This window comes from Segatella asaccharophila (assembly GCF_054687055.1).
Genome location: NZ_BAACAN010000010.1, coordinates 97,206 through 118,269, shown reverse-complemented (window position 1 = coordinate 118,269; position 21,064 = coordinate 97,206). Strand labels below are relative to the sequence as shown.

Annotated in this window: 17 protein-coding genes; 15 read left to right on the top strand and 2 right to left on the bottom strand. The window is 44.7% G+C overall.

The genetic code is table 11. The features are described 5' to 3' along the window. Positions 1 to 99 precede the first annotated feature (99 nt). From ACYRYG_RS08095 to ACYRYG_RS08040, 12 genes are all read left to right on the top strand, one after another. Positions 100 to 657 carry a helix-turn-helix domain-containing protein gene (locus ACYRYG_RS08095; RefSeq protein ID WP_293416917.1) on the top strand — a complete coding sequence of 186 codons (558 nt, stop codon included), beginning with the start codon at positions 100 to 102 and terminating at the stop codon, positions 655 to 657. 67 nt (positions 658 to 724) lie between these two features. Next, entirely contained in the window at positions 725 to 2,440 is a 1,716-nt protein-coding gene (locus ACYRYG_RS08090; protein WP_293416914.1) for an AMP-binding protein, read from the top strand. Continuing rightward, positions 2,388 to 3,461: a glutamate 5-kinase gene (gene proB / locus ACYRYG_RS08085; RefSeq protein WP_293416911.1), complete on the top strand. Its 1,074-nt coding sequence runs from the start codon at positions 2,388 to 2,390 to the stop codon at positions 3,459 to 3,461. The genes ACYRYG_RS08090 and proB overlap by 53 nt, the downstream gene beginning before the upstream one ends. A 131-nt stretch (positions 3,462 to 3,592) precedes the next feature. Then, positions 3,593 to 4,840 (top strand): glutamate-5-semialdehyde dehydrogenase, encoded by a 1,248-nt coding sequence (locus ACYRYG_RS08080; protein WP_460197966.1) that lies wholly within the window; start codon positions 3,593 to 3,595, stop codon positions 4,838 to 4,840. A gap of 47 nt (positions 4,841 to 4,887) precedes the next feature. Further along, positions 4,888 to 5,850, top strand: coding sequence for a Rossmann-fold NAD(P)-binding domain-containing protein (locus ACYRYG_RS08075; RefSeq protein WP_293416905.1), 963 nt, complete (start codon positions 4,888 to 4,890; stop codon positions 5,848 to 5,850). A gap of 254 nt (positions 5,851 to 6,104) precedes the next feature. Next, positions 6,105 to 7,121 carry a Rid family hydrolase gene (locus tag ACYRYG_RS08070; RefSeq protein ID WP_293416902.1) on the top strand — a complete coding sequence of 339 codons (1,017 nt, stop codon included), beginning with the start codon at positions 6,105 to 6,107 and terminating at the stop codon, positions 7,119 to 7,121. Between the two features lie 365 nt (positions 7,122 to 7,486). Continuing rightward, positions 7,487 to 7,747, top strand: a complete 261-nt coding sequence (locus tag ACYRYG_RS08065) for a hypothetical protein (protein ID WP_293423982.1) — start codon at positions 7,487 to 7,489, stop codon at positions 7,745 to 7,747. A 54-nt stretch (positions 7,748 to 7,801) separates the two neighbouring features. Then, positions 7,802 to 8,161, top strand: a complete 360-nt coding sequence (trxA, locus tag ACYRYG_RS08060; protein ID WP_293416899.1) for a thioredoxin — start codon at positions 7,802 to 7,804, stop codon at positions 8,159 to 8,161. Positions 8,162 to 8,188: 27 nt separating this feature from the next. Beyond that, complete coding sequence (locus ACYRYG_RS08055) at positions 8,189 to 9,517, top strand: TolC family protein (protein WP_460197965.1); 1,329 nt, start codon at positions 8,189 to 8,191, stop codon at positions 9,515 to 9,517. A gap of 21 nt (positions 9,518 to 9,538) precedes the next feature. Next, positions 9,539 to 10,612: an efflux RND transporter periplasmic adaptor subunit gene (locus ACYRYG_RS08050; RefSeq protein WP_293416893.1), complete on the top strand. Its 1,074-nt coding sequence runs from the start codon at positions 9,539 to 9,541 to the stop codon at positions 10,610 to 10,612. Positions 10,613 to 10,623: 11 nt separating this feature from the next. Then, entirely contained in the window at positions 10,624 to 13,830 is a 3,207-nt protein-coding gene (locus ACYRYG_RS08045; RefSeq protein ID WP_293416890.1) for an efflux RND transporter permease subunit, read from the top strand. Positions 13,831 to 13,836: 6 nt separating this feature from the next. Further along, the gene (locus ACYRYG_RS08040) at positions 13,837 to 14,154 is read left to right on the top strand and encodes a hypothetical protein (protein WP_293416887.1); all 318 of its coding nucleotides are present in this window, start codon (positions 13,837 to 13,839) and stop codon (positions 14,152 to 14,154) included. Positions 14,155 to 14,298: 144 nt separating this feature from the next. On the opposite strand, the gene ACYRYG_RS08035 is transcribed toward ACYRYG_RS08040, so the two are convergent. Continuing rightward, positions 14,299 to 15,450 carry a 1-acyl-sn-glycerol-3-phosphate acyltransferase gene (locus tag ACYRYG_RS08035; protein ID WP_293416884.1) on the bottom strand — a complete coding sequence of 384 codons (1,152 nt, stop codon included), beginning with the start codon at positions 15,448 to 15,450 and terminating at the stop codon, positions 14,299 to 14,301. Between the two features lie 36 nt (positions 15,451 to 15,486). Continuing rightward, positions 15,487 to 16,281, bottom strand: a complete 795-nt coding sequence (locus ACYRYG_RS08030) for a DeoR/GlpR family DNA-binding transcription regulator (RefSeq protein ID WP_460197964.1) — start codon at positions 16,279 to 16,281, stop codon at positions 15,487 to 15,489. 523 nt (positions 16,282 to 16,804) lie between these two features. Between ACYRYG_RS08030 and glpA the strand changes: the two genes are divergently transcribed. Genes glpA through glpC form a run of 3 tightly spaced genes read left to right on the top strand, consistent with a single transcriptional unit; the run spans position 16,805 to position 20,938 of the window. Further along, entirely contained in the window at positions 16,805 to 18,433 is a 1,629-nt protein-coding gene (glpA, locus tag ACYRYG_RS08025; RefSeq protein ID WP_460197963.1) for an anaerobic glycerol-3-phosphate dehydrogenase subunit A, read from the top strand. Continuing rightward, entirely contained in the window at positions 18,430 to 19,677 is a 1,248-nt protein-coding gene (gene glpB, locus ACYRYG_RS08020) for a glycerol-3-phosphate dehydrogenase subunit GlpB (RefSeq protein WP_293416875.1), read from the top strand. The genes glpA and glpB overlap by 4 nt, the downstream gene beginning before the upstream one ends. Before the next feature lie 4 nt (positions 19,678 to 19,681). Next, the gene (gene glpC, locus ACYRYG_RS08015; RefSeq protein WP_293416872.1) at positions 19,682 to 20,938 is read left to right on the top strand and encodes an anaerobic glycerol-3-phosphate dehydrogenase subunit GlpC; all 1,257 of its coding nucleotides are present in this window, start codon (positions 19,682 to 19,684) and stop codon (positions 20,936 to 20,938) included. The last annotated feature ends 126 nt before the right edge of the window (positions 20,939 to 21,064 follow it).

Here is a 21,064-nt window from a genome sequence, read left to right as displayed (position 1 = left end):
CTGATTTTGTTTCATCTTGTAGAAAAAAAGCAACTGATCAAAAGAAATCTTCGGAAAAGATTTCGTAATTTCGCAAACATAACTTTTAAAACAACAATTATGGAAGAAGCTATTAAACAAATTGGGGAACGATTGAAAGGACTGAGAGAGGTGCTCAATATCCCTGTACAGGAAATAGCAGATCTTTGCGGAATCAGCGTAGATCACTATATGAAGATTGAAGCTGGAGAAGCCGATCCTTCTGTATACAGATTATCAAAGATTTCCAAAAGGTACGGCATTGATCTCGAAGTACTGCTTTTCGGGGAAGAGCCTCACATGAGCAGTTATTATATTACCCGTAAAGGTGAAGGACCAGAGATCGACCGTGGGGACGACTACAAATATCAAAGTATCGCTTCAGGATTCAGAGGAAGGAAAATTGACCCCTTTATTGCCCAGGTGGACCCACTGCCAGACAATAAAAACCACAGTAAGAATACTACTAACGGGCAGGAATTTGACCTGGTCATCACCGGGACGCTGGAGATCACCATTGACGACAAAGTCATGGTCCTCAACGAAGGTGATAGTATTTACTATGACGGCCGTCATCCACACTGCATGCGTGCCCTTAAAGGCCAATCCGCTATTTTCCTGGATATTGTCATTGAATAATGTTGACGGTAAGGAGCTATTTTAAACCAACTGCGTCATCAGATGACGCAACATCATTACAGATAAAATGATAGAGAGATTCTTAAAGCAAACTCACTTTTCTTCAGAGGAAGATTTCAAGGAACATTTAAAGTTCATCGTACCTGAAAATTTCAATTTCGCCTATGATGTCATGGACGAATGGGCAAGAATACAACCCAATAAACTCGCTTTACTCTGGACGAATGAGAAAGGAAAAGAAATCAGGTCTACATATAAAGACTTGAAAGTACAGACAGACCAGACAGCCTCCTATTTCCAGAAACTGGGTATCGGACGTGGTGATAAGGTCATGCTAATCCTAAAACGCCGGTATGAATGGTGGCTGTGCATGCTGGGACTACATAAGATCGGAGCTGTCGCCATTCCGGCAACCCACATGCTAACCAGCAAAGACATTGAATACCGCAATCAGCGGGCCAGCATCAAGGCCATCGTCTGTGTTGGCGACCAGTATGTCGTCGATCAGGTCCTGCAGGCAATGCCGGAAAGTCCCAGTGTAAAAGTACTGGTTTCCGTAGGTCCTCTAGTCCCCAAGCCTTTCCACGACTGGCACAAAGAGTGGCCTAAAGCACCCAAATTCCGCCGTCCGGAATATGTCAATTCCAATGAGGACACCATGCTGATCTACTTCACCAGTGGCACGAGTGGAGAACCCAAAATGGTAGCACATGATTTTCTTTACGCCTTAGGGCATCTGACAACAGGAAAATTCTGGCACAACTTGAATGAAAACAGTATCCATCTGACCGTCGCTGATACCGGATGGGGGAAAGCCGTATGGGGGAAACTGTACGGGCAATGGTTTGCCGGAGCAGCTGTTTTCGTGTTTGATCATGAGAAGTTTACCGCCAAAAAGATCCTGACAGCAATGTCCAAGTATCATATCACTTCTTTCTGTGCTCCACCTACGATCTACCGCTACATGATCCTGGAAGACTTCAGCAAATATGACTTGAGCAGTCTGGAATATTGCACTACGGCTGGTGAAGCGATGAATCCTTCCGTGGAAGAAGAGGTTTTCAAACGTACCGGATTGCATATCCATGAAGGATTTGGCCAGACAGAAACGACAATGACCTTAGGTACTTTTCCCTGGATTACCCCTAAACCGGGAAGCATGGGAAAGCCCAACCCCCAATACAATGTATGTCTGCTCCGTCCTGACGGAAAGGAATGTGAAGATGGCGAACGTGGCGAGATTTGCATCAATACGCTCAACGGGAAACCGATCGGCTTGTTTAAGGGGTATTATCGGGATGAAGCCAGAACGAGAGAAGTGTGGCATGATGGATTCTATCATACCGGTGATATGGCCTGGCGTGATGAGGAAGGCTATTACTGGTATGTAGGACGTATCGATGATGTCATCAAAAGTAGCGGCTACCGCATCGGCCCATTTGAAGTAGAGAATGCCCTGATGACACACCCGGCAGTAGTAGAATGTGCCGTAACGGGAGTGCCTGACAAGATCAGAGGATGTATCGTGAAGGCCACTGTTGTCTTATCTGAAGCCTATAAGCCTAAAGCTGGGCCTGCATTGGTCAAGGAATTGCAAGATCATGTCAAGCATGAAACTGCACCTTACAAATATCCCCGGATCATCGAGTTTGTCGATGAACTTCCCAAGACGATCTCCGGCAAGATCCGCAGGGTGGAGATCCGTGAGAAGGACAAAGAAAAGATAAAAGATGAAAAAAAGAATAGTAGTCAAAGTGGGCAGCAATGTGCTGACCCAAAATGATGGGAAACTGGATGTCACACGGATGTCGGCCATTGTCGACCAGATCGTAACTTTGAAACGGAACGGATACGAGGTAATCCTCGTATCTTCCGGTTCGATCACGAGTGGCCATAATGACCTGGATATAGACCGGAAACTGGGCAGCGTAGCCCAACGACAGTTATATTCTGCTGTCGGACAGGTTAAATTGATCAGTCTTTACAATGAACTCTTCCGTGAATACAACATCCCTGTAGGGCAGATTCTCACGATGAAAGAGAGTTTTTCCACACGGGAAGAATACCTTAACCAACGTTCCTGCATGACCGTGATGCTCGAAAATGGGGTCATGCCCATTGTCAACGAGAATGATACCGTGAGCGTAACCGAGCTGATGTTCACGGACAATGATGAACTTTCCGGTCTCATCGCTTCCATGATGGGAGCAAAGACACTCGTTATCCTCACAAACGTAGACGGCATCTATAATGGTGACCCGAATTCCCCCACCTCCCGCGTCATCCCTATGGTCAACTATGATCATGACTTAAGTGAATACATTCAGGATACCAAGAGTGATTTCGGACGCGGGGGCATGATCACCAAAGTCAGGATTGCCAGATGTGTTGCAGAAGAAGGCATCAAAGTAATACTTGCCAACGGAAAGACAACAAACATCCTCGTAGATTTGGCCAACAGGCCTCAGGAGACCATGCACACAGAGTTCAGGCCTAATCCGAATCCGACCACGACGGTCAAAAAATGGATCGCCCACAGCGAAAGTTTTGCCAAAGGCCGTGCCTTCATCAACGAAGATGCAGCAAAAGCCCTGAAAGGAGACAAGGCTACCAGTCTGCTGCTCGTGGGCGTGACGGCCATTGAAGGTGATTTTGAAGAGGGTGATATTATTGATGTAATCGACAATAAAGGAATAACGATTGCTGTAGGAAGAAGTGGATATTCTGCTGACGAAGCCCGGAAAAACATCGGAGCACATGACATCAAGCCCCTTATCCATTACGATTATCTTTATATGGAATGAGTCCCCTTGGCACCTCCATGAAAGGACAAAACAGGTCGTGCCACACTTTGTCCTTCCTAAAGATTCCCTGTCATCCTGACCTTTTTGTTCAAACACAATAGTGATCAACAACATAAGAAAGAGGAAGAAAAATGCAATTAGAAGACACTTTCAAGAAAGTAAAGACCGTCAGCACATCCCTTGGGCTGATGTCCGACGACCAGCGTAATCAAGTCCTGAATGCAGTAGCAACAGCTCTTATGGTGCACAAAAAGGATATTTTAACCGCCAATGCCATTGACCTCAAACAGATGGGGGCTCAGAATCCAATGTATGACCGGTTGAAGTTGACGGATAAACGACTGCAGGACATTGCTTCCGATATGTGCCATGTAGCTGACCTCCCTTCGCCTTTAGGCAGGATCACAAAAGAGAGCATCCGTCCCAACGGTCTCCATCTCAGACGCATCAGCGTACCTTTTGGAGTAATCGGAATGATCTATGAAGCACGGCCGAACGTAACCATCGATGTGTTTTCCCTTTGTTTTAAAAGTGGCAATGCCTGCATCTTGAAGGGGGGAAAGGATGCAGACCAGACGAACCGTGCGGAAGTAAAAATGATCCATGATGTGCTGGAGCATTTTCATATCAGCCCATACGCTGTCACCCTTCTTCCAGCAACACATGAAGCTACTAGTGAGTTGCTTACCGCAGTAGGTTATGTGGATCTCTGTATCCCCAGAGGAAGTAAAAGACTGATTAACTTTGTACGTGAAACGGCTAAAATTCCTGTTATAGAAACGGGAGCTGGCGTCGTCCATATCTATTTTGACAAATCAGGTGATCTGAACATCGGCAAAGCAATTATCAACAACTCCAAATGCCGCCGCCCGAGTGTCTGTAACGCTTTAGACTGTCTGATTATCCATGAGAATCGGATCTCAGAACTACCCTTGCTCTGCCAGCCTCTCACCGAACACCAGGTAAGACTCTCCGCAGATGACAAGGCCTATGAAGCCTTGAAGGGAAAATATCCCGAGAACCTGCTCTTCCATGCTGACCAGACAACTTACGGTACAGAATGGCTTGACTATGCCATGGGTATCAAGACAGTGGCATCTTTAGATGAAGCCTTGGCACATATCTCCACCTACGGCAGTGGACATAGCGAATGTATTATCACAGAAGATCCTTCTGCTGCCCAGCATTTCCAGGCTATAGCAGACGCTGCCTGTATCTATGTCAACGCAGCTACCAGTTTTACGGACGGAGGACAGTTCGGCCTGGGTGCTGAAATCGGTATCAGCACCCAAAAACTCGGTGCCCGGGGGCCCATGGGACTTGAGGAAATTACTACTTATAAATGGCTCATTGACGGACACGGTCAGATACGCCCATAAAATTCAGTGACGGGAAATCATCCTAGACAACATAAATTAAACACATAATGAAAACATTCTTTAATGTAAAAGATATCGGCAACCTCAAGGAAGCTCTCGCCGAAGCAGAAAAAGTAAAGCAGGACCGTTTTGGGTTCCAGAATTTAGGGAAGAACAAAACACTGCTGATGATCTTTTTCAACAATAGTCTGCGCACTCGCCTTTCTACCCAAAAAGCGGCATTGAATTTAGGGATGAACGTTATTGTCCTGGATGTAAATGCCGGAGCCTGGAAACTGGAAACGAAACGTGGTGTCATCATGGATGGTGATAAGAGCGAACACCTGCTTGAGGCCATTCCGGTCATGGGCTGTTACTGTGATCTCATCGGCATACGCAGTTTTGCAGGGCTGAAGGACAGGGATTACGATTATGCAGAAACGATTGTCAACCAATTCGTACAGTACAGCGGTCGTCCGGTCTTTGCTATGGAAACGGCGACAGTACATCCACTACAGGCTTTTGCTGATCTCATCACGATTGAAGAACATAAGAAGACCAGGCGTCCCAAAGTGGTCATGAGTTGGGCTCCGCACTGTTGTGCCCTCCCGCAGGCTGTTCCCAATTCATTTGCACAATGGATGAATGCTGCTGATGTCGATTTCACGATTACTCAACCCAAAGGTTATGAACTTGACCCGAAATTTGCCGGAAATGCAAAGATCGAATATGACCAGCGAAAAGCCTTGGAAGGAGCAGACTTTGTCTATGCAAAGAACTGGAGCTGTCCAGGTGTCGGAAATCCCGGTGATTATGGTAAAATCCTAAGCCATGACAGGAGTTGGACCATTGACTCCGAACACATGAATTGGACCAATAAAGGTTATTTCATGCACTGTTTACCTGTCCGACGTGGCTTGATCGTTACCGATGAGGTGATAGAAAGCAACCATAGCCTCGTCATTCCTGAAGCTGCCAACCGTGAGATTTCTGCAGAAGTGGTCATCAAGCATTTACTAGAATCCCTATAATGTAATTCTTTATGTGAAATACGTTTCCTCGGATGAGCAAGAAACAGATATTCTTAATATTAGTTAGGGTATCTGTTTCTTGTTTTTATCAAAGTTCCCAACCCCTGATGATCTAAAAGAAAGTGTGTTTATTCTGCCACTGACCTTACCTATCCCCAAAAACAAGTATTTTCGGCTTTGTCTAAACAGAAAATATTCTTTTATGCCATAAATGCTGTATCTTTGTAAACGCAAAAATTTATTTCATAAAGAACATGAATAACAAATATACTATCCTTTCACCTCGTAGCAGAGGACTCTTCTCACAACGTGTCGGAGAACTTTACCTGGCCCTCGGCAGTTATCTCGATTTTGAAGAATCCGAAGGACGGCACCTGTGCTATACTAAAATTTTCCTAAGTGATGCTTTTAACCAATACCAAGAGTTGAAAAGATCCTTGTTGTTTACGGAGTTCCTCTCAAAGACGGCAAGCACCATCATTGAGCAACCGCCACTGGATGAATCTAAAATCGCCCTGCTCGTCCAGACCTCCACGGATGCCAATCCTTTCATCTTCCAGAGTTTTCGACTCACGGACCATGAAGTTGAAGGAAAAACACCCTATGATCAAACCCTCTTCCTGTTCCAAAAATATATAGAGAGTCTGAAGGGAACAGACATGACCCTGGCAAAAAATCTGATACGTACCTGGATATATGTCGGAGACATTGATGTCAATTATCCTGAAATTGTAAAAGCCCGCAATGTCGTTTTTAGCCAACAAGGCCTTACCTCTGACACCCATTTTATAGCCAGCACAGGAATCGGAGGATATTCTTCTCCAAAAGCCAGTGTCGCCATGGACTTCCTGACTTGTCCGGATATTGCAGGAAAAGACCTGCAATATTTAAAAGCCCCGGATCACCTTAACCCCACCCAGGACTATGGAGTAGCCTTCGAAAGGGGGACGAAAGTTACCCTGAACGGAACGCAACAATGCTTCATATCCGGTACAGCCAGTATCGACAAAAATGGAGAAGTCATGTATCCGGGCGACATCACACGACAGACGGCACGACTATTGGAAAATATCGGTGCTCTGCTGGCAGATGGAAAAGCAACCATGAAAGACATCAAATATTTTATCATTTATCTCCGTGATGAGGCAGATGCAGAAACAACAGAAAATTTCATGATGCAAGTTTATCCGGCTATTCCGCACCTTATCGTTCATGCAAAGGTATGCCGACCTGAATGGCTTATTGAAATGGAATGTGTTGCGGAGAAATAAAAATGCCCCTCCCCTTTAAGGCATCTCTCCCCCTTAAAACACCCTACCTCGTTAAACCATTTCAGAAAGACAACGGATCTCATTACCTTTGCCGGTATTTTTTCTCCACCTTTCTTTTCTTCTCTATTTTTGAATAAAAGAAATTTGCATTTCTCCTTTTATTGAAGAAAAAATTGCCATAAAGGCGCCTTAATACGTAAACAGTTGTTAATATAATAAAAAAACTAACAAATATTCTCGCTCTTTCATGTACTTTCCTCTGGAAATTTTTATAAGTGAAAAATATACGTTACCTTTGCGTTGTTTCCAATGGAACATATATCCATTAGAATCAAGTTAAACTCAATTCATTAAAGAAAGAGAATATGAAAGAGAACGAATCAAACTGGAAGAATCGAATAACCGGGAACTGGAGCATATCCCGGATTATACGTTTATTGTCTGGGCTGGCGCTGATTATACTCGGCTCAGTAATGAAAGAGAGCATCATCAATTTTCTTGGAGTTCTGCTTTTTCTGCAAGGTCTATTGAATCTGTCGTGCTGCGGAACAGGAGGATGCTCGATGGGAAACAGGCAGAAACAAGTTTACAAAGACGTGATCAAACCCTATAAGCCAAAGAAATGAAACAGGATTTGAGGAAGATGATAAGATGAGTCAAATCAGAAAACAACATTTAATATGGAAACAATAGCATTAACCAAATCAGAATTCCTAAAGAGAATAGTTGATTACGAAAAGAATCCGACGGAATGGAAATACCTGGGCGATAAACCTGCTATAGTTGATTTCTATGCCAACTGGTGTGGACCATGCAAAATGGTCAGTCCGATTATGGAAGAACTGGCTGAAGAATATGCAGGCCGCATCTATGTATATAAAATCAACACTCAGGAGGAACCAGAACTTGCTGCCGCATTCGGGATAAGATCCATACCTTCTGTACTATTCATTCCCCTACATGGGAATCCACAGAAGTCTGTAGGGGTAATGTCAAAGAAGGGATTCAAAAAGGCTGTACAAGATCTACTGCTCACTTGATTATTCACCATACGCATCAAAGAGAACATGAAAAAAATAAAAATCTTTGCCTTTGTCATCAGTTCTTTCCTGGCTGGCACCATAGCGGCAAAAGCTCAAGACAAGAAGTACATCTCCATGGACGATGCTGTTTCGTACGCAATGAGGCAGAATGCCAACATACAGATAGCAGAACTTGATCATAATATTGCCGATGCCGGATATAAGCAAACCGATGCGACCTTCCTGCCTCAGGTATCTATTTCCTATACGGCAACAAGTACGAACAATCCCCTGAATGCTTTTGGATTCCTCCTTCAGCAGGGGATTGCAACTGCACAGGATTTCGAACCTTCCAGATTAAACCATCCTGGTGCGACATTTAACTATGGAACATCGATCGAGGCAAAGGTCCCTATCCTCAATCTTGACAGGATGTATGCACGAAAAGGAGCTGAACTCCAACGGACAGCATACGCCTACAAACTGGCTTATACAAAGGAATATATTACCTTCGAAGTAAAAAAAGCATATACTCAGTTGCAATTTGCATACCAACTAGAACAGATCTTGAAACAGACAATGACAGATGTAGAAGGGATCCACCAGTCGGTCACAAATTTTTACAAGCAAGGCCTTGTGCAGAAATCTGACGTGTTAAACGCACAAGTACAGGTGAACACCGTAGAAAGTGCTTTGGCTAAAGCAGAAAGCGGCATCCTGAACACATCGGAAGGACTGAATATCCTGACGGGAAACCAAAATAAACTGAAGGCACCGGATCAATACACTACGGATACCCTGAAACAAGTCCTGACAGAATCTGACCAGTCGACTCTCTCCGGGACGAGATCAGATGTCATGGCTATGACGACGGCTCTGGAAGCATCAAAAATGATGGAGAAATCTGCTCACATGGCCCTTTTGCCCAAGATCAATGCCTTCGGCAGTTATCAACTCAATGATCCTAAAATATTCGGGTTCAATAAGAGCTCATACCTGGCCGGAATCTCCCTTTCCTGGACCCTGTTCGACGGGAATCAGAATAAAGGGAAAATCAGATCAGCCGGCTATATGACTGAAAAGAAGAAACAGGAATTGAACTTATTCCTGGATGAGAAACAGCAAGAATTGCACCAGACATTACGCGATCTCCATGATCTCCTGATAGAGATCAAGAAGTATGACACTAGTGTAGAACAGGCGGAAGAAGCATTGAGAATTCTCCGTAACAGATACAAGGAAGGCCTGGCCAGCACCACCGACCTGCTTATGTCACAGGCCCAACTCTCGCAGCAAGAGATCGAACGGGCAAAGGCGATCATGTCATACAACATCACCAAGTATTATACGGACCTATTGACATCCAGTCATTAATGAACATCAAATATTACACCAATGAAAATACGAATATTTCCATATTTGATTCTGATCGGGATCCTCACTTCATGTGCATCCAGACCCAGCCAGAAAAAAAAGACAAAGCCCATTCAGGTACAAACCTATTATCCCACAAGTACAAATAGCGAAGGAATGTCTGTCAGCGGCATGGTCTCAGCCAAGCAGACGGCTATGATCAGCACAAAGGTTATGGGATACATCACCAAGATTAATGTCCAGCAAGGAGATGTCATTCACCAGGGGCAAACACTTGTCATCATCAACAGCAGTGATCTGCAGGCACAGGAAGCCCAGGCCAGAGCATTGATTGCAGAAGCCTCAGCTTCATCTAAAGATGCACAGCATGACTATCAGAGATACCAGACACTGCATGAGCAGAAAAGTGTTTCCGACAAAGAACTGGAGAATATTGCTCTCAAGAACATCTCTGCCAAGGCTCGCTTACAAATGGCCCGGCAAGGCCTTCAGGAAGTAAGATCGATGCTTGCCTATACACATATCCGGGCTCCCTTCACAGGCGTAGTCACCCAAAAGATGGTGGATGAAGGAAGCATAGCCACTCCAGGCATGCCTCTGTTAGCCATTGAACAATCTGGAAATATGGAAATCACGGCATCCGTTCCTGAGAGTTACATCACATCCCTTCACCTTGGCGATCCTGTCAAAGTTGCCATCAAGTCCGTCGGTCTCCGGATCAACGGGGCAATCAGTGAATTAAGCCCATCTGCGGTGATGACCGGCGGGCAGTATGAAATAAAAATATCAATAGGGTCAAAAGATAAAGCGAAATTACGTGCTGGGATGTATGCCAGCATCTATATTCCCAGTCGAACAAAGAATGGAGGAATGCCCAGAATCCTTATCAAGAAATCATCCATCATAACGAAAGACCAATTGACTGGGGTCTATGTTGCTGATAAGGAGAACAAAGCCATATTACACTGGATACGCCTTGGTAATACTCTGGGAGATCAGGTAGAAGTGCTTTCCGGGCTAAACAGTGATGACAGGGTGATTGAAAACACGAACAGGAGACTCTACAACGGACAAAACATTACCGTAACGAACTAATTCAAACAGCTATGGAACATGGAATCTCAGGAAAGATAGCAAATGCGTTCATCAAGTCAAAACTAAGCATCCTGCTGGTATTTGCCTTCTTGCTTCTCGGCATATTCAGTATTTATTTCATCCCCCGTGAAGAAGATCCTCAAATAGAAGTCCCTACAGCCGATATTATGTTGGGATACCCCGGAGCAAGCCCTCAGGAGACAGAATCCAGGGTGGTACAGCCTATGGAGAAAATCGTATCCAACATCAAGGGCGTCGAACATGTATATTCCACGTCCATGAATGGAATGGGGATGCTTACTGTACAATTTTATGTAGGACAGGACCCGGAACGGTCCATGGTAAAATTATACAATGAAATCATGAAGAACATGGACCACATGCCACAGGGAGTAACGATGCCCTTGATCAAGTCAAGGTCCATCGATGATGTCCCGGTCCTGGCCTTCACGCTCTGGAGCAACAAGATGAGCGGATACGAACTGCGGCAAGTATCAGAGGTAGTAGGGAATGAAATCAAGAAAATACCTAATGTAGCACAAGTCAAGATTACTGGCGGCCAAAACCGCCAGATCAGAGTTATCCTCGACAAGGATAAAATGGCGGAAAGTCATCTGGATTTCGAGACCATTGCACAGGCTCTCCAAGCGAATAATGCCCAGGCAGAAGAGGGAAACATCGTCACTGGTGACCAGGTCTACTCCGTCAGGACTGGGAATTTCTTCAGCGACAAGGACGATGTGAGGAATATGATTGTCGGTACAGACCATAACCAGCCGGTTTACCTGTACCAGGTAGCAAAGGTGACGGATGGCCCGGAAAATCCCAGGCAATATGTATCTTTCAGTTATGGAGCGGCAGATGCGAAAGAAAAGGCGAAAATGCCGGATGACTATTCAGCCGTAACAGTTTCTATAGCTAAGAAAAAGGGAGCAGATGCCATGAAACTTGCAGAGGCTGCCATCACTAAGGTAAAGCATCTGAAAGAAAATGTCATCACAAATGATATTCATGTCAACATTACACGCAACTATGGTGCCACAGCTTCTCAGAAAGTTTCTGAGCTGTTGCTGCACCTGATCATTGCCATCATTGCCGTAACGCTCTTTGTCATGCTTGCCATGGGATGGCGGGGAGGTCTGGTCGTGTTCATGTCTGTGCCGATCACTTTTGCCCTCACCCTGTTTGCCTACTATTTCTTAGGATACACCCTGAACAGGATCACACTCTTTGCCCTGGTATTCGTAACCGGTATTGTCGTAGACGACTCTATTGTCATTGCTGAAAACATGCACCGGCATTTCAAGATGCAGAACTTGCCTCCCCTTCAAGCTGCTATATTTGCCATCAATGAAGTAGGCAACCCTACCATCCTAGCCACACTTACGGTCATCGCAGCTGTACTGCCAATGGCATTCGTCTCAGGAATGATGGGACCTTACATGAGCCCTATGCCTATAGGAGCCGCTATAGCCATGACGTTTTCCCTGTTGATAGCACTGACTCTGACCCCTTATTTCGGGTATCATTTCCTGAGGTTCAAGGAGAAAAAGCAAGACAATGCCAACAAGAAAGACCCTACGGCGGAACTGCATGAGACAAAGATCTACAAGACCTATACCCGTGTCATCGGCCCCTTGCTCCAAAGCCGGAAAAGACGCTGGGCCTTCATGCTCTCTTTAACGGTGATCCTCTTAGCTACCTTCATGCTCTTCTTCACCAAATCAGTACCTGTCAAGATGCTTCCCTTCGATAACAAGAATGAATTCCAGGTCATCATAGACATGCCGGAAGGAACAAGTCTGGAACGTACGGCTGCCGTGGCGAAAGAACTAGGGACATACATCAGCCAGAATGACAAGGTAACGGACTATCAGACCTACACCGGCACATCATCACCTATTAACTTTAATGGACTGATACGGCATTATGACCTGAGATCAGGAGATAACGTAGCCGATATACAGGTAAATCTGGTAGACAAGAAAAAGCGCCGGGAACAGAGCCATGACATCGCAAAAGCTATGCGGCCGGGACTCCAGGCCATCGGCAAGAAATATCATGCAAATGTGAAGGTTGTAGAAGTTCCGCCGGGACCTCCAGTCATGTCAACTATCGTTGCCGAAATCTATGGACCGGATGATCATCAGCAAAGGAACGTGGCCCGTCAGGTAAAAATGCTGCTCTCCCATACTGCCAACGTTGCAGATGTGGACTGGTCTGTCGAAGCAGATCAAACAGAATATAAATTTGTAGTAGACAAGGATAAGGCCATGAGACTCGGCATACCTGAAAGTGAAATACTACAGGAGATCAGATCTGCCCTGTCGGGAATGACCGTAGGAGACTTACACCGTCCATCCAGTATAGACCCTATCGGCATCGTTTTGCAATTACCGGAAAAAGACCGTTCTGACCTTACAGACTTGCTCAATCTCAAGGTCATCAACCCGCAAGGTCTGGCTGTGCCCATAGGAGACCTGGTAAAGGTTACCAAGGGACTGAAGGACAAAAGTATATCCCGCAAAGACCAGAAAAGGGTCGTGTATGTGACTGCTGATGTCGCTGGGAAACTGGAAAGTCCCATCTATGCCATGACGGCCGTTTCTAAGAAATTATCCAAGATCAAACTGCCTGAAGGTTATCATCTTCATGAAGATTATACAGGACGACCGGCCAATGAAGATAACTTCACCTTAAAATGGGACGGAGAATGGAAAATCACCTACGATGTATTTCGTGATTTGGGAATCGCTTTTCTTTTCGTGCTGATCATCATTTACGTATTGATTGTCGCCTGGTTTCAGAATTTTATCACGCCACTTGTACAACTGTCAGCAATACCACTATCCCTCATCGGCATTATCCTGGGACACTGGATTATGGGGGCTTATTTCAGTGCACCGTCAATGATTGGTTTCATTGCCCTGGCGGGTATTATGGTGCGCAACTCCATTCTGCTGATTGACTTTATCGACCTCAGGCTCAAAAAGGGAGTCCCGCTCAGACAGGCCATTGTGGAATCAGGAGCTGTACGCACGACTCCTATCTTACTCACGGCCGGCGGAGTAGTCATCGGGGCGATAGTGATTCTTTTCGACCCAATCTTTCAGGGACTGGCTATTTCTCTCATCGGAGGAACCATCACTTCCACCATCCTCACTTTGATCGTGGTTCCCCTGCTCTATTTCAAGATGCTCAAAAACAAAGTAAAATGACACATTATGAAACTAACCGTTATCTTAAGTATCAAAGAAAGTTATGACCGTATCGCAAAATTGCTTGACCAGGCAGGAGTGAAAAGATTCAGTACCGTCGACATCACTGGATACAAAAATGACAAATCATCACACCTGATGAACTGGTTCGGTGAGAAATCCGACAATGCTAAGACAAACTCTATCTTGTTCTTCTGTTTTACCACGGAAAAGGAATCAACATCCGTCTTAGAAGAAATCAACCGATGCAACACAACTTCCGGGAAGAAATTTCCAGCTCATGCTTTCGTCATTGACGTGGAACGACATTCCGTTCTTTTATAAACAAGGAATGAAGAAAAATCATGACGAATGCTTCTGAAGACACCTGATCCATAGGAAACAGAAATCAGAGTCAACCAATAAGAAGGCCAGAAGATGAAAAATCCCCTGGCCTTCTCCGTTTCTCAATCCCGCAGATCACAAACTCTATGCTTTCGTTGCCAAATAATTACGGGCAGGGTTCGCATACATGGTAAGCATGCGCTCACGAAGATAAACGACATCCTTATTCGGCAGATCTATCTTTGCCAGTTTTTTGTTCAAATAATCATCAAAAGCCTCTTTCTGCTCTGCTGTATAATGCGAAGCATAAACATCATTGCCTTCATATTCATCCAACGCAATGTAATTATCAGGATAAAGCATATAACGGCTGTGGATCTCCTGGTCAATATGCATAGCAATCTTTATGAGTAAGTCCATCCTCTTCATCTTGGGATCAAGTGTCTTGAGATAGTCATCCAGGCACGGAGCAGCATGATAATGAATATGCCCCTTATACCCCAGGATACCTGTTTTCATGCTGATAATATCATCATCATCCCCTTTCTGCCATCCCTCCTGATCCCTTTTCTGCTGGAATTCCTTAGCTTTCAGGAAATCGCAAGGATCATATTCGTACGAAATGGAAAGAGGAACAATATGTAAATCGATCAGACTGTCAATGATCGTCCCTTCACCACCCATAGCCATCATCTTCAGTACGGCCTCCTGGGTACAATCATTGGAGTCTTTGGCACGCCCTTCACGCTGTGCGATCCAAACACTCTGATGTTTCTGGTTAATGACAAAATGCATGTACTTGGACAATTCCTTACTTGACTGTAACCGCTCACGGGCCATCAGGCCACGACGCACAATGAATGATTTGTTGACACGGACAATGTCCTGAACCCACGGCAGGTTCAGCAGATTATCACCAATGGCAATCTCACAGGTAGTAGGGAAGCCTTCATCCAGCAACAACTTGTCCAGAAGAGCTGCATCCAACACGATATCACGATGATTGCTTATAAAAGTATAACAACGGCTGTTATCCACTTCAGAGGTATCCATCTCACAGCCGGTGCTTGTGTCCGTCAGGAGTTTTTCCAGAAATGTATAGCAGAACGTGCGCTGAAATTCTATATTCGTCCTACACGTGCGCATCTTTTCTGCTATTTTCTCAAAAGGCACATCGGGATACAAGAACTTGACAACAGCCTGAAACTGTTTGTTAATGATTAACCTTTCATACACTGCCGGTAATTCTTCCGGCTCAAAAGGCCGTATATCATCGAATTCAGAAGGTACATTCATAGTGAAATAAAATGTTAAAATATTATGTAAGGGGATTTAAATGTTTTTTGTTTCCAGATCTGTTTCAGGCTTTGCAATAATCAAATCAATGCCTAATCCTTCGATCTTTTCTTTCTGAGAAGGTGCGATATGAGAATCTGTTATGATCATATCTATATCATCAATATTGCCTATCTTGGCAAAGCCACGACGGCCGAATTTTGAGGAATCTGCAAGCACAATGGTCTTTTGCGCAGAATCTATCATTTTCTGATTGAGCTTTGCCTCACCCATATTTGTCGTCGTAAATCCACACTCAACATCAATGCCATCCACTCCGATAAATAATTTACTGAAGAAACAATCCTTTAAGAAAGACTCGCTGTAAGAACCTATTACGGAGAGACTGCTATGCTGGAGATTGCCACCTAACTGGATGACATCAATGTCTTCATTGGTAGCCAGAGTTTCAGATACAGGCAGAGAAGCAGAAACGACAGTCAGACGATGAACAGGTTTGATGCTTCTTGCAAAAGCCTGGACAGTCGTCCCCGAAGCAATGATAATAGAATCATCCTTTGTAATTAGCCGGGCAGCCTCACGGCCTATACAATATTTTTCTTCTTGGTAAATTTTCCCTTTTTCACTGATCGAGCGGTTATTTGCAAAAGGATTGATCATAATAGCCTTACCATGACTCCGGTAAAGTTTCCCTTTTTTTTCCAATTCCGTAAGGTCTTTACGTATCGTTACAGTAGAAACATCCAGTGTTAAAGCCATATCAGAAACGAGCAGAGACCCCTGTTTCATCAATTGGCTCAGTATTAGACTTTGCCTATCTTCTTTAGTCATATTATGATTCATTTGCATCTGTCATTGCCAAATCACAATACAGGATCAGGCAAAGTAAGAACTTTATCAAACCTCCGAAATGACATAGAAATAACCGCCCTGCGGTATCTTGTCATCGTTTCAAAGTTCATCAATTACAAAATTAGCCTTTTTTTTAGTGACTAAATAAGAAGTATGTTTTTTTAACCTTATATTTAACAAATATTCTTATTAAAATAGGAGAAACCCATAAAAAAGACTGATTTGCGTCATACATTCCCGTTAAGAAGAAGTAGTATTGTTCCATATAAGAACATTTCTCTTTATTTATTCGATATAACTTATTAATAACCGTATAATTTGGCAAATTAAAGTTAATTAATTTGGCGATAAAGGAAAATGAAACTATATTTGTTTCGAAAAGAAAGATATTTACTTGCGTATTAAAGTAATATGAAGTCTAGAACTTATCTTTGGAAACAACTTGGAAGGCATAATCACCGCTCCGAAGCTTATCATAGACCTTAAAACTACTGACTTGGATATGAAGAATTTTACAGATAATCTTTATGATGTCATCGTCATCGGCGGAGGCATTACCGGTGTAGGAACCGCTAGGGACTGCGCAATGCGCGGCTTGAAAGTACTGCTTGTGGAAAAGCGGGACTTTACGAACGGTGCTACCGGCCGTAATCATGGTCTTCTCCACAGTGGCTCGCGGTACGCCGTCACAGACCCCGAATCGGCCAAGGAATGTATCCAGGAGAATATGATTCTCAGGAAGATCGCACGCCATTGTGTTGATCCCACAGATGGACTGTTCATTACCTTGCCTGAAGATGACCTGAATTATCAGAAGAAATTCGTTGAAGCTTGTCATCAAGCCGGCATCAATGCTGAAATCATTGATCCTGAATATGCGAAACAGATCGAACCGGCAGTCAATCCTGACCTCATAGGAGCTGTCAGAGTCCCGGATGCTTCCATTGACCCTTTCCGGCTCTCTACAGCCAACATCATTGACGCAAAACGACATGGGTGCAGATTCCTGACTTATCACGAAGTCATTGGGTTCCTCATTGACAACGGACGCATCAAGGGAGTCAGACTCCGTAACCATAAAACGGGCGAGACTTGTGAAGTGCACTCAAAACTGACGATCAATGCTGCCGGAAGCTGGGGCTGCCTCATTGCAAAAATGGCCGGCGTAACAGTCAACATGTTTCCGGCCAAAGGATCACTCTTAATCTTCGGACACCGCGTAAACAATATGGTCATTAACCGTTGTCGTAAACCTGCCAATGCAGACATTCTTGTCCCGGACGATGCTGTCTGTGTAATCGGCACGACAAGTGACCGGGTGCCGGTGGAAACCATCGATCATCTGAAAGTTACTCCCGAAGAAGTAAACACGCTGATCACTGAAGGCGAACAAATGGCTCCGGCATTAGCTTCTACGAGGATTCTCCGTGCTTATACTGGTGTCAGGCCGTTGGTTGCAAAAGATAACGACCCTTCCGGCAGAAGTATCAGCCGCGGTATCGTTCTCCTTGACCATGAAACGCGTGACGGATTGGCTGGGTTCATTACGATCACAGGGGGTAAGATGATGACCTACAGACGCATGGCCGAACAGGCTACCGACCTGGCCTGTAAAAAACTGGGTATCAGTAGGCGTTGTGAAACAGCAACGACTCTCCTGCCAGGATCAGAGGCTGAAAACGACCATAAGCCGGATCCTTATAACTATACTTTCTTCGTCCAAAAAGGACGGCATGGCACGCTCACAGAAAATATTCCTCACGAGAAAATTGAAGACAGGGCGATGGTATGCGAATGTGAAGAGGTCAGCGTGGGAGAAGTGAAATATGCAGTAGACAAATTGAATACCGACAACCTGGCTAAGTTGCGCCGCCATACAAGGATGGGAATGGGAACATGCCAGAGAGAGCTCTGCGCCTGCAGGGCAGCAAACGTTCTCTGTCAGGTCGCAAAACTCAAGGTTGAGAAAAGTGAACAAGATCTGGCTAACTTTATTGCCGAACGTTGGAAAGGAATGTATCCGGTAGCTTGGGGAGAGACGTTGAAAGAAGGACAATTCATGTCACAAATCTATGAAGGACTGTGCGGATTAAACCAATTAGTTCCAAAGAAAAAGGAGGATCAGAAATGAAATATGATACTATCATCATCGGGGGAGGACTCAGTGGACTTGCCTGTGGAATCTCGCTGGCAAGTAAAGGACAGAAAGTCATGATCGCCGCCGCTGGTCAGAGTAGTCTGCATTTTAACTCTGGCTCTTTTGATCTTCTGGGTTACGATGAACAGGGTAACGTCATTGACAACCCGCTAGAGGCTGTCAAACAACTCGGCCCGGAGCACCCTTACTCCAAAATAGGGGCCGCACAATTGAATATCCTTGCGAATCAAGCTCAGGAGCTTTTGAATACTGCCGGAATCAGAGTCAAAGGGCAAACTGGAAGAAATCATTTCCGCCTCTCCCCTATTGGCGTTGCAAAACCTACATGGCTGACCATAGAAAACATGATCTCTCTTGAAACACCGGATCAGTTTCCACAACAGGAAGTCATCGTAGCAAATATCCGTGGGTTTCTGGATTTTCCGGTAGAATTTCTGATTGATAACCTGGAGAAGAAAGGCATCAAAGCCTTACTGAAAACCTTTACAACACCAGAACTTGAATATGCGAGGGAAAATCCTTCAGAAATGAGGGCCACCAATATTGCAAAAGTACTGGATGATGAAACGAATATCAAAAAAATCGCTGACGAAATCAACCATATCAGCCAAGCACAGGATCTGGTCATCTTGCCGGCAGTCCTGGGCATCGCCAATCTCTCTGCTGTAAACCTCTTGAGAAAATACGTTCATGCACAGATCACTTTCGCGGCGACCATGCCACCATCTGTTCCGGGAGTATTGATTCAGACCAGACTCCGTCAGTATTTCCAGTCCATGGGAGGAATGTTCCTTGAGCAAAACAAAGTGGTAAGAGGTGATTTCTCTGACGATAAACTCAACAGTGTGTATACAGAAAACCTGCAGGACGAGCCCCTTCAGGCAAGTGATTTTGTACTCGCCACCGGATCATTCTTCAGTGGAGACCTGAACACAAATTATAAAAAAGTATTCGAAACACTTTTTGACCTTGATGTAGACGGTTCTGAGGACCGAACGCAATGGGCTGAAGAGAATATCTTCAAGGCTCAACCGTATATGAAATATGGTGTCAGAACGGGCTCCGACTTCACTGTCCGGAAAAATGGCAAGAAGGTCAACAACCTGTATGCTGCCGGACTGGTTCTCAATGGTCATAATACCGTCAAGTCTGCCGATGGAGAAGGGGTCTCCCTTCTCACTGGTTTACAAGTAGCCGAAAACATTCTAAAGAAGTAAGGTCATGTCAGAAAAAACTCAAATAAAAAACATAAGTGCACACGACTTTGAGAAATGTCTCAAATGTACGATCTGTACGGTCTATTGTCCGGTAGCAGCAGTAGAGCCAAAGTACCGTGGTCCTAAAGAGGATGGCCCTGACACAGAACGCTACCGGCTGAAAAATCCGAAGTATTTCGATGAAATGCTGAAACTCTGCCTCAATTGCAAACGTTGTGAAATAGCCTGCCCGGAGGGAGTGAAAATCGGTGATATTATCCAGGCTGCCCGTATCAAATATAGCACACACAGACCGGGCTTAAGAGACCGGATGCTGGCGAATACGGATTTCGTCGGAGGACTGGCTACCGCATTCGCCCCTATTGTCAACTTCTCCCTGGGACTGAGTATCACCAAGAAAGTGCTGGATTCTACTTTCAAGATCGACAAGCACCGTCAGTTTCCATCTTATAGTCACGAAAAGTTTGAATCATGGTACAGAAAGCACGAGGCTGAACAGACAAAATATCCTCACCACGTCAGCTACTTCCATGGCTGTTATGCCAACTATAACTATCCTCAACTGGGTAAGGACTTCGTAAAAGTCATGAATGCGGTCGGATATGGAGTCAACTTGCTGGAAAAGGAAAAATGCTGCGGCGTCGCCCTCATCGCCAACGGTCTCTATAATCAGGCAAAAAGACAGGGAGAGATTAACATCAACTCCATGCGTGACTCCATCAAGGAGAATGAGGCTGTACTGACTACCAGTTCTACATGTACTTTCACGGTACGTGACGAATACAAAGCCTTACTGGACATCCACAATGATGATGTCAGAGATCAAATTTCCCTGGCCACACGATTCCTTTACAAACTTGTTGAAGCGGGGAAGATCAAACTTGCTTTCCGTAAGGATTTCAAGAAAAAGGTGGCTTACCATACAGCCTGTCACATGGAACGAATGGGCTGGGCCATATACAGTATTGAACTCCTGAAGATGATTCCAGGGCTTGATTTCACTGTGCTCGAATCCCGTTGCTGTGGTATTGCAGGAACCTACGGCTTCAAGAAAGAGAACTATCAGAATTCTCAGAAAATCGGAACATTGCTGTTCAAACAGATTAAAGAGGTGAATCCGGAGATTGTTGCAACGGACTGCGAGACCTGCAAATGGCAGATCGAGATGTCCACCGGTTACAAGGTGGAGAATCCGATCTCTCTCATCGCCCAGGCGTTGGACGTTGAGAAGACAAAAGAGTTGAATGGTGTAAAACAATAGGATAAACACTCATCTCTTCAACACTTCCCTGACGATAAACTCCCATTCAGGATCTTCAATACTTAGCGGAGTATAGATGATCCTGAATAAAGTTTAAAGTCTTACAATTATATTGTAGAAAACACG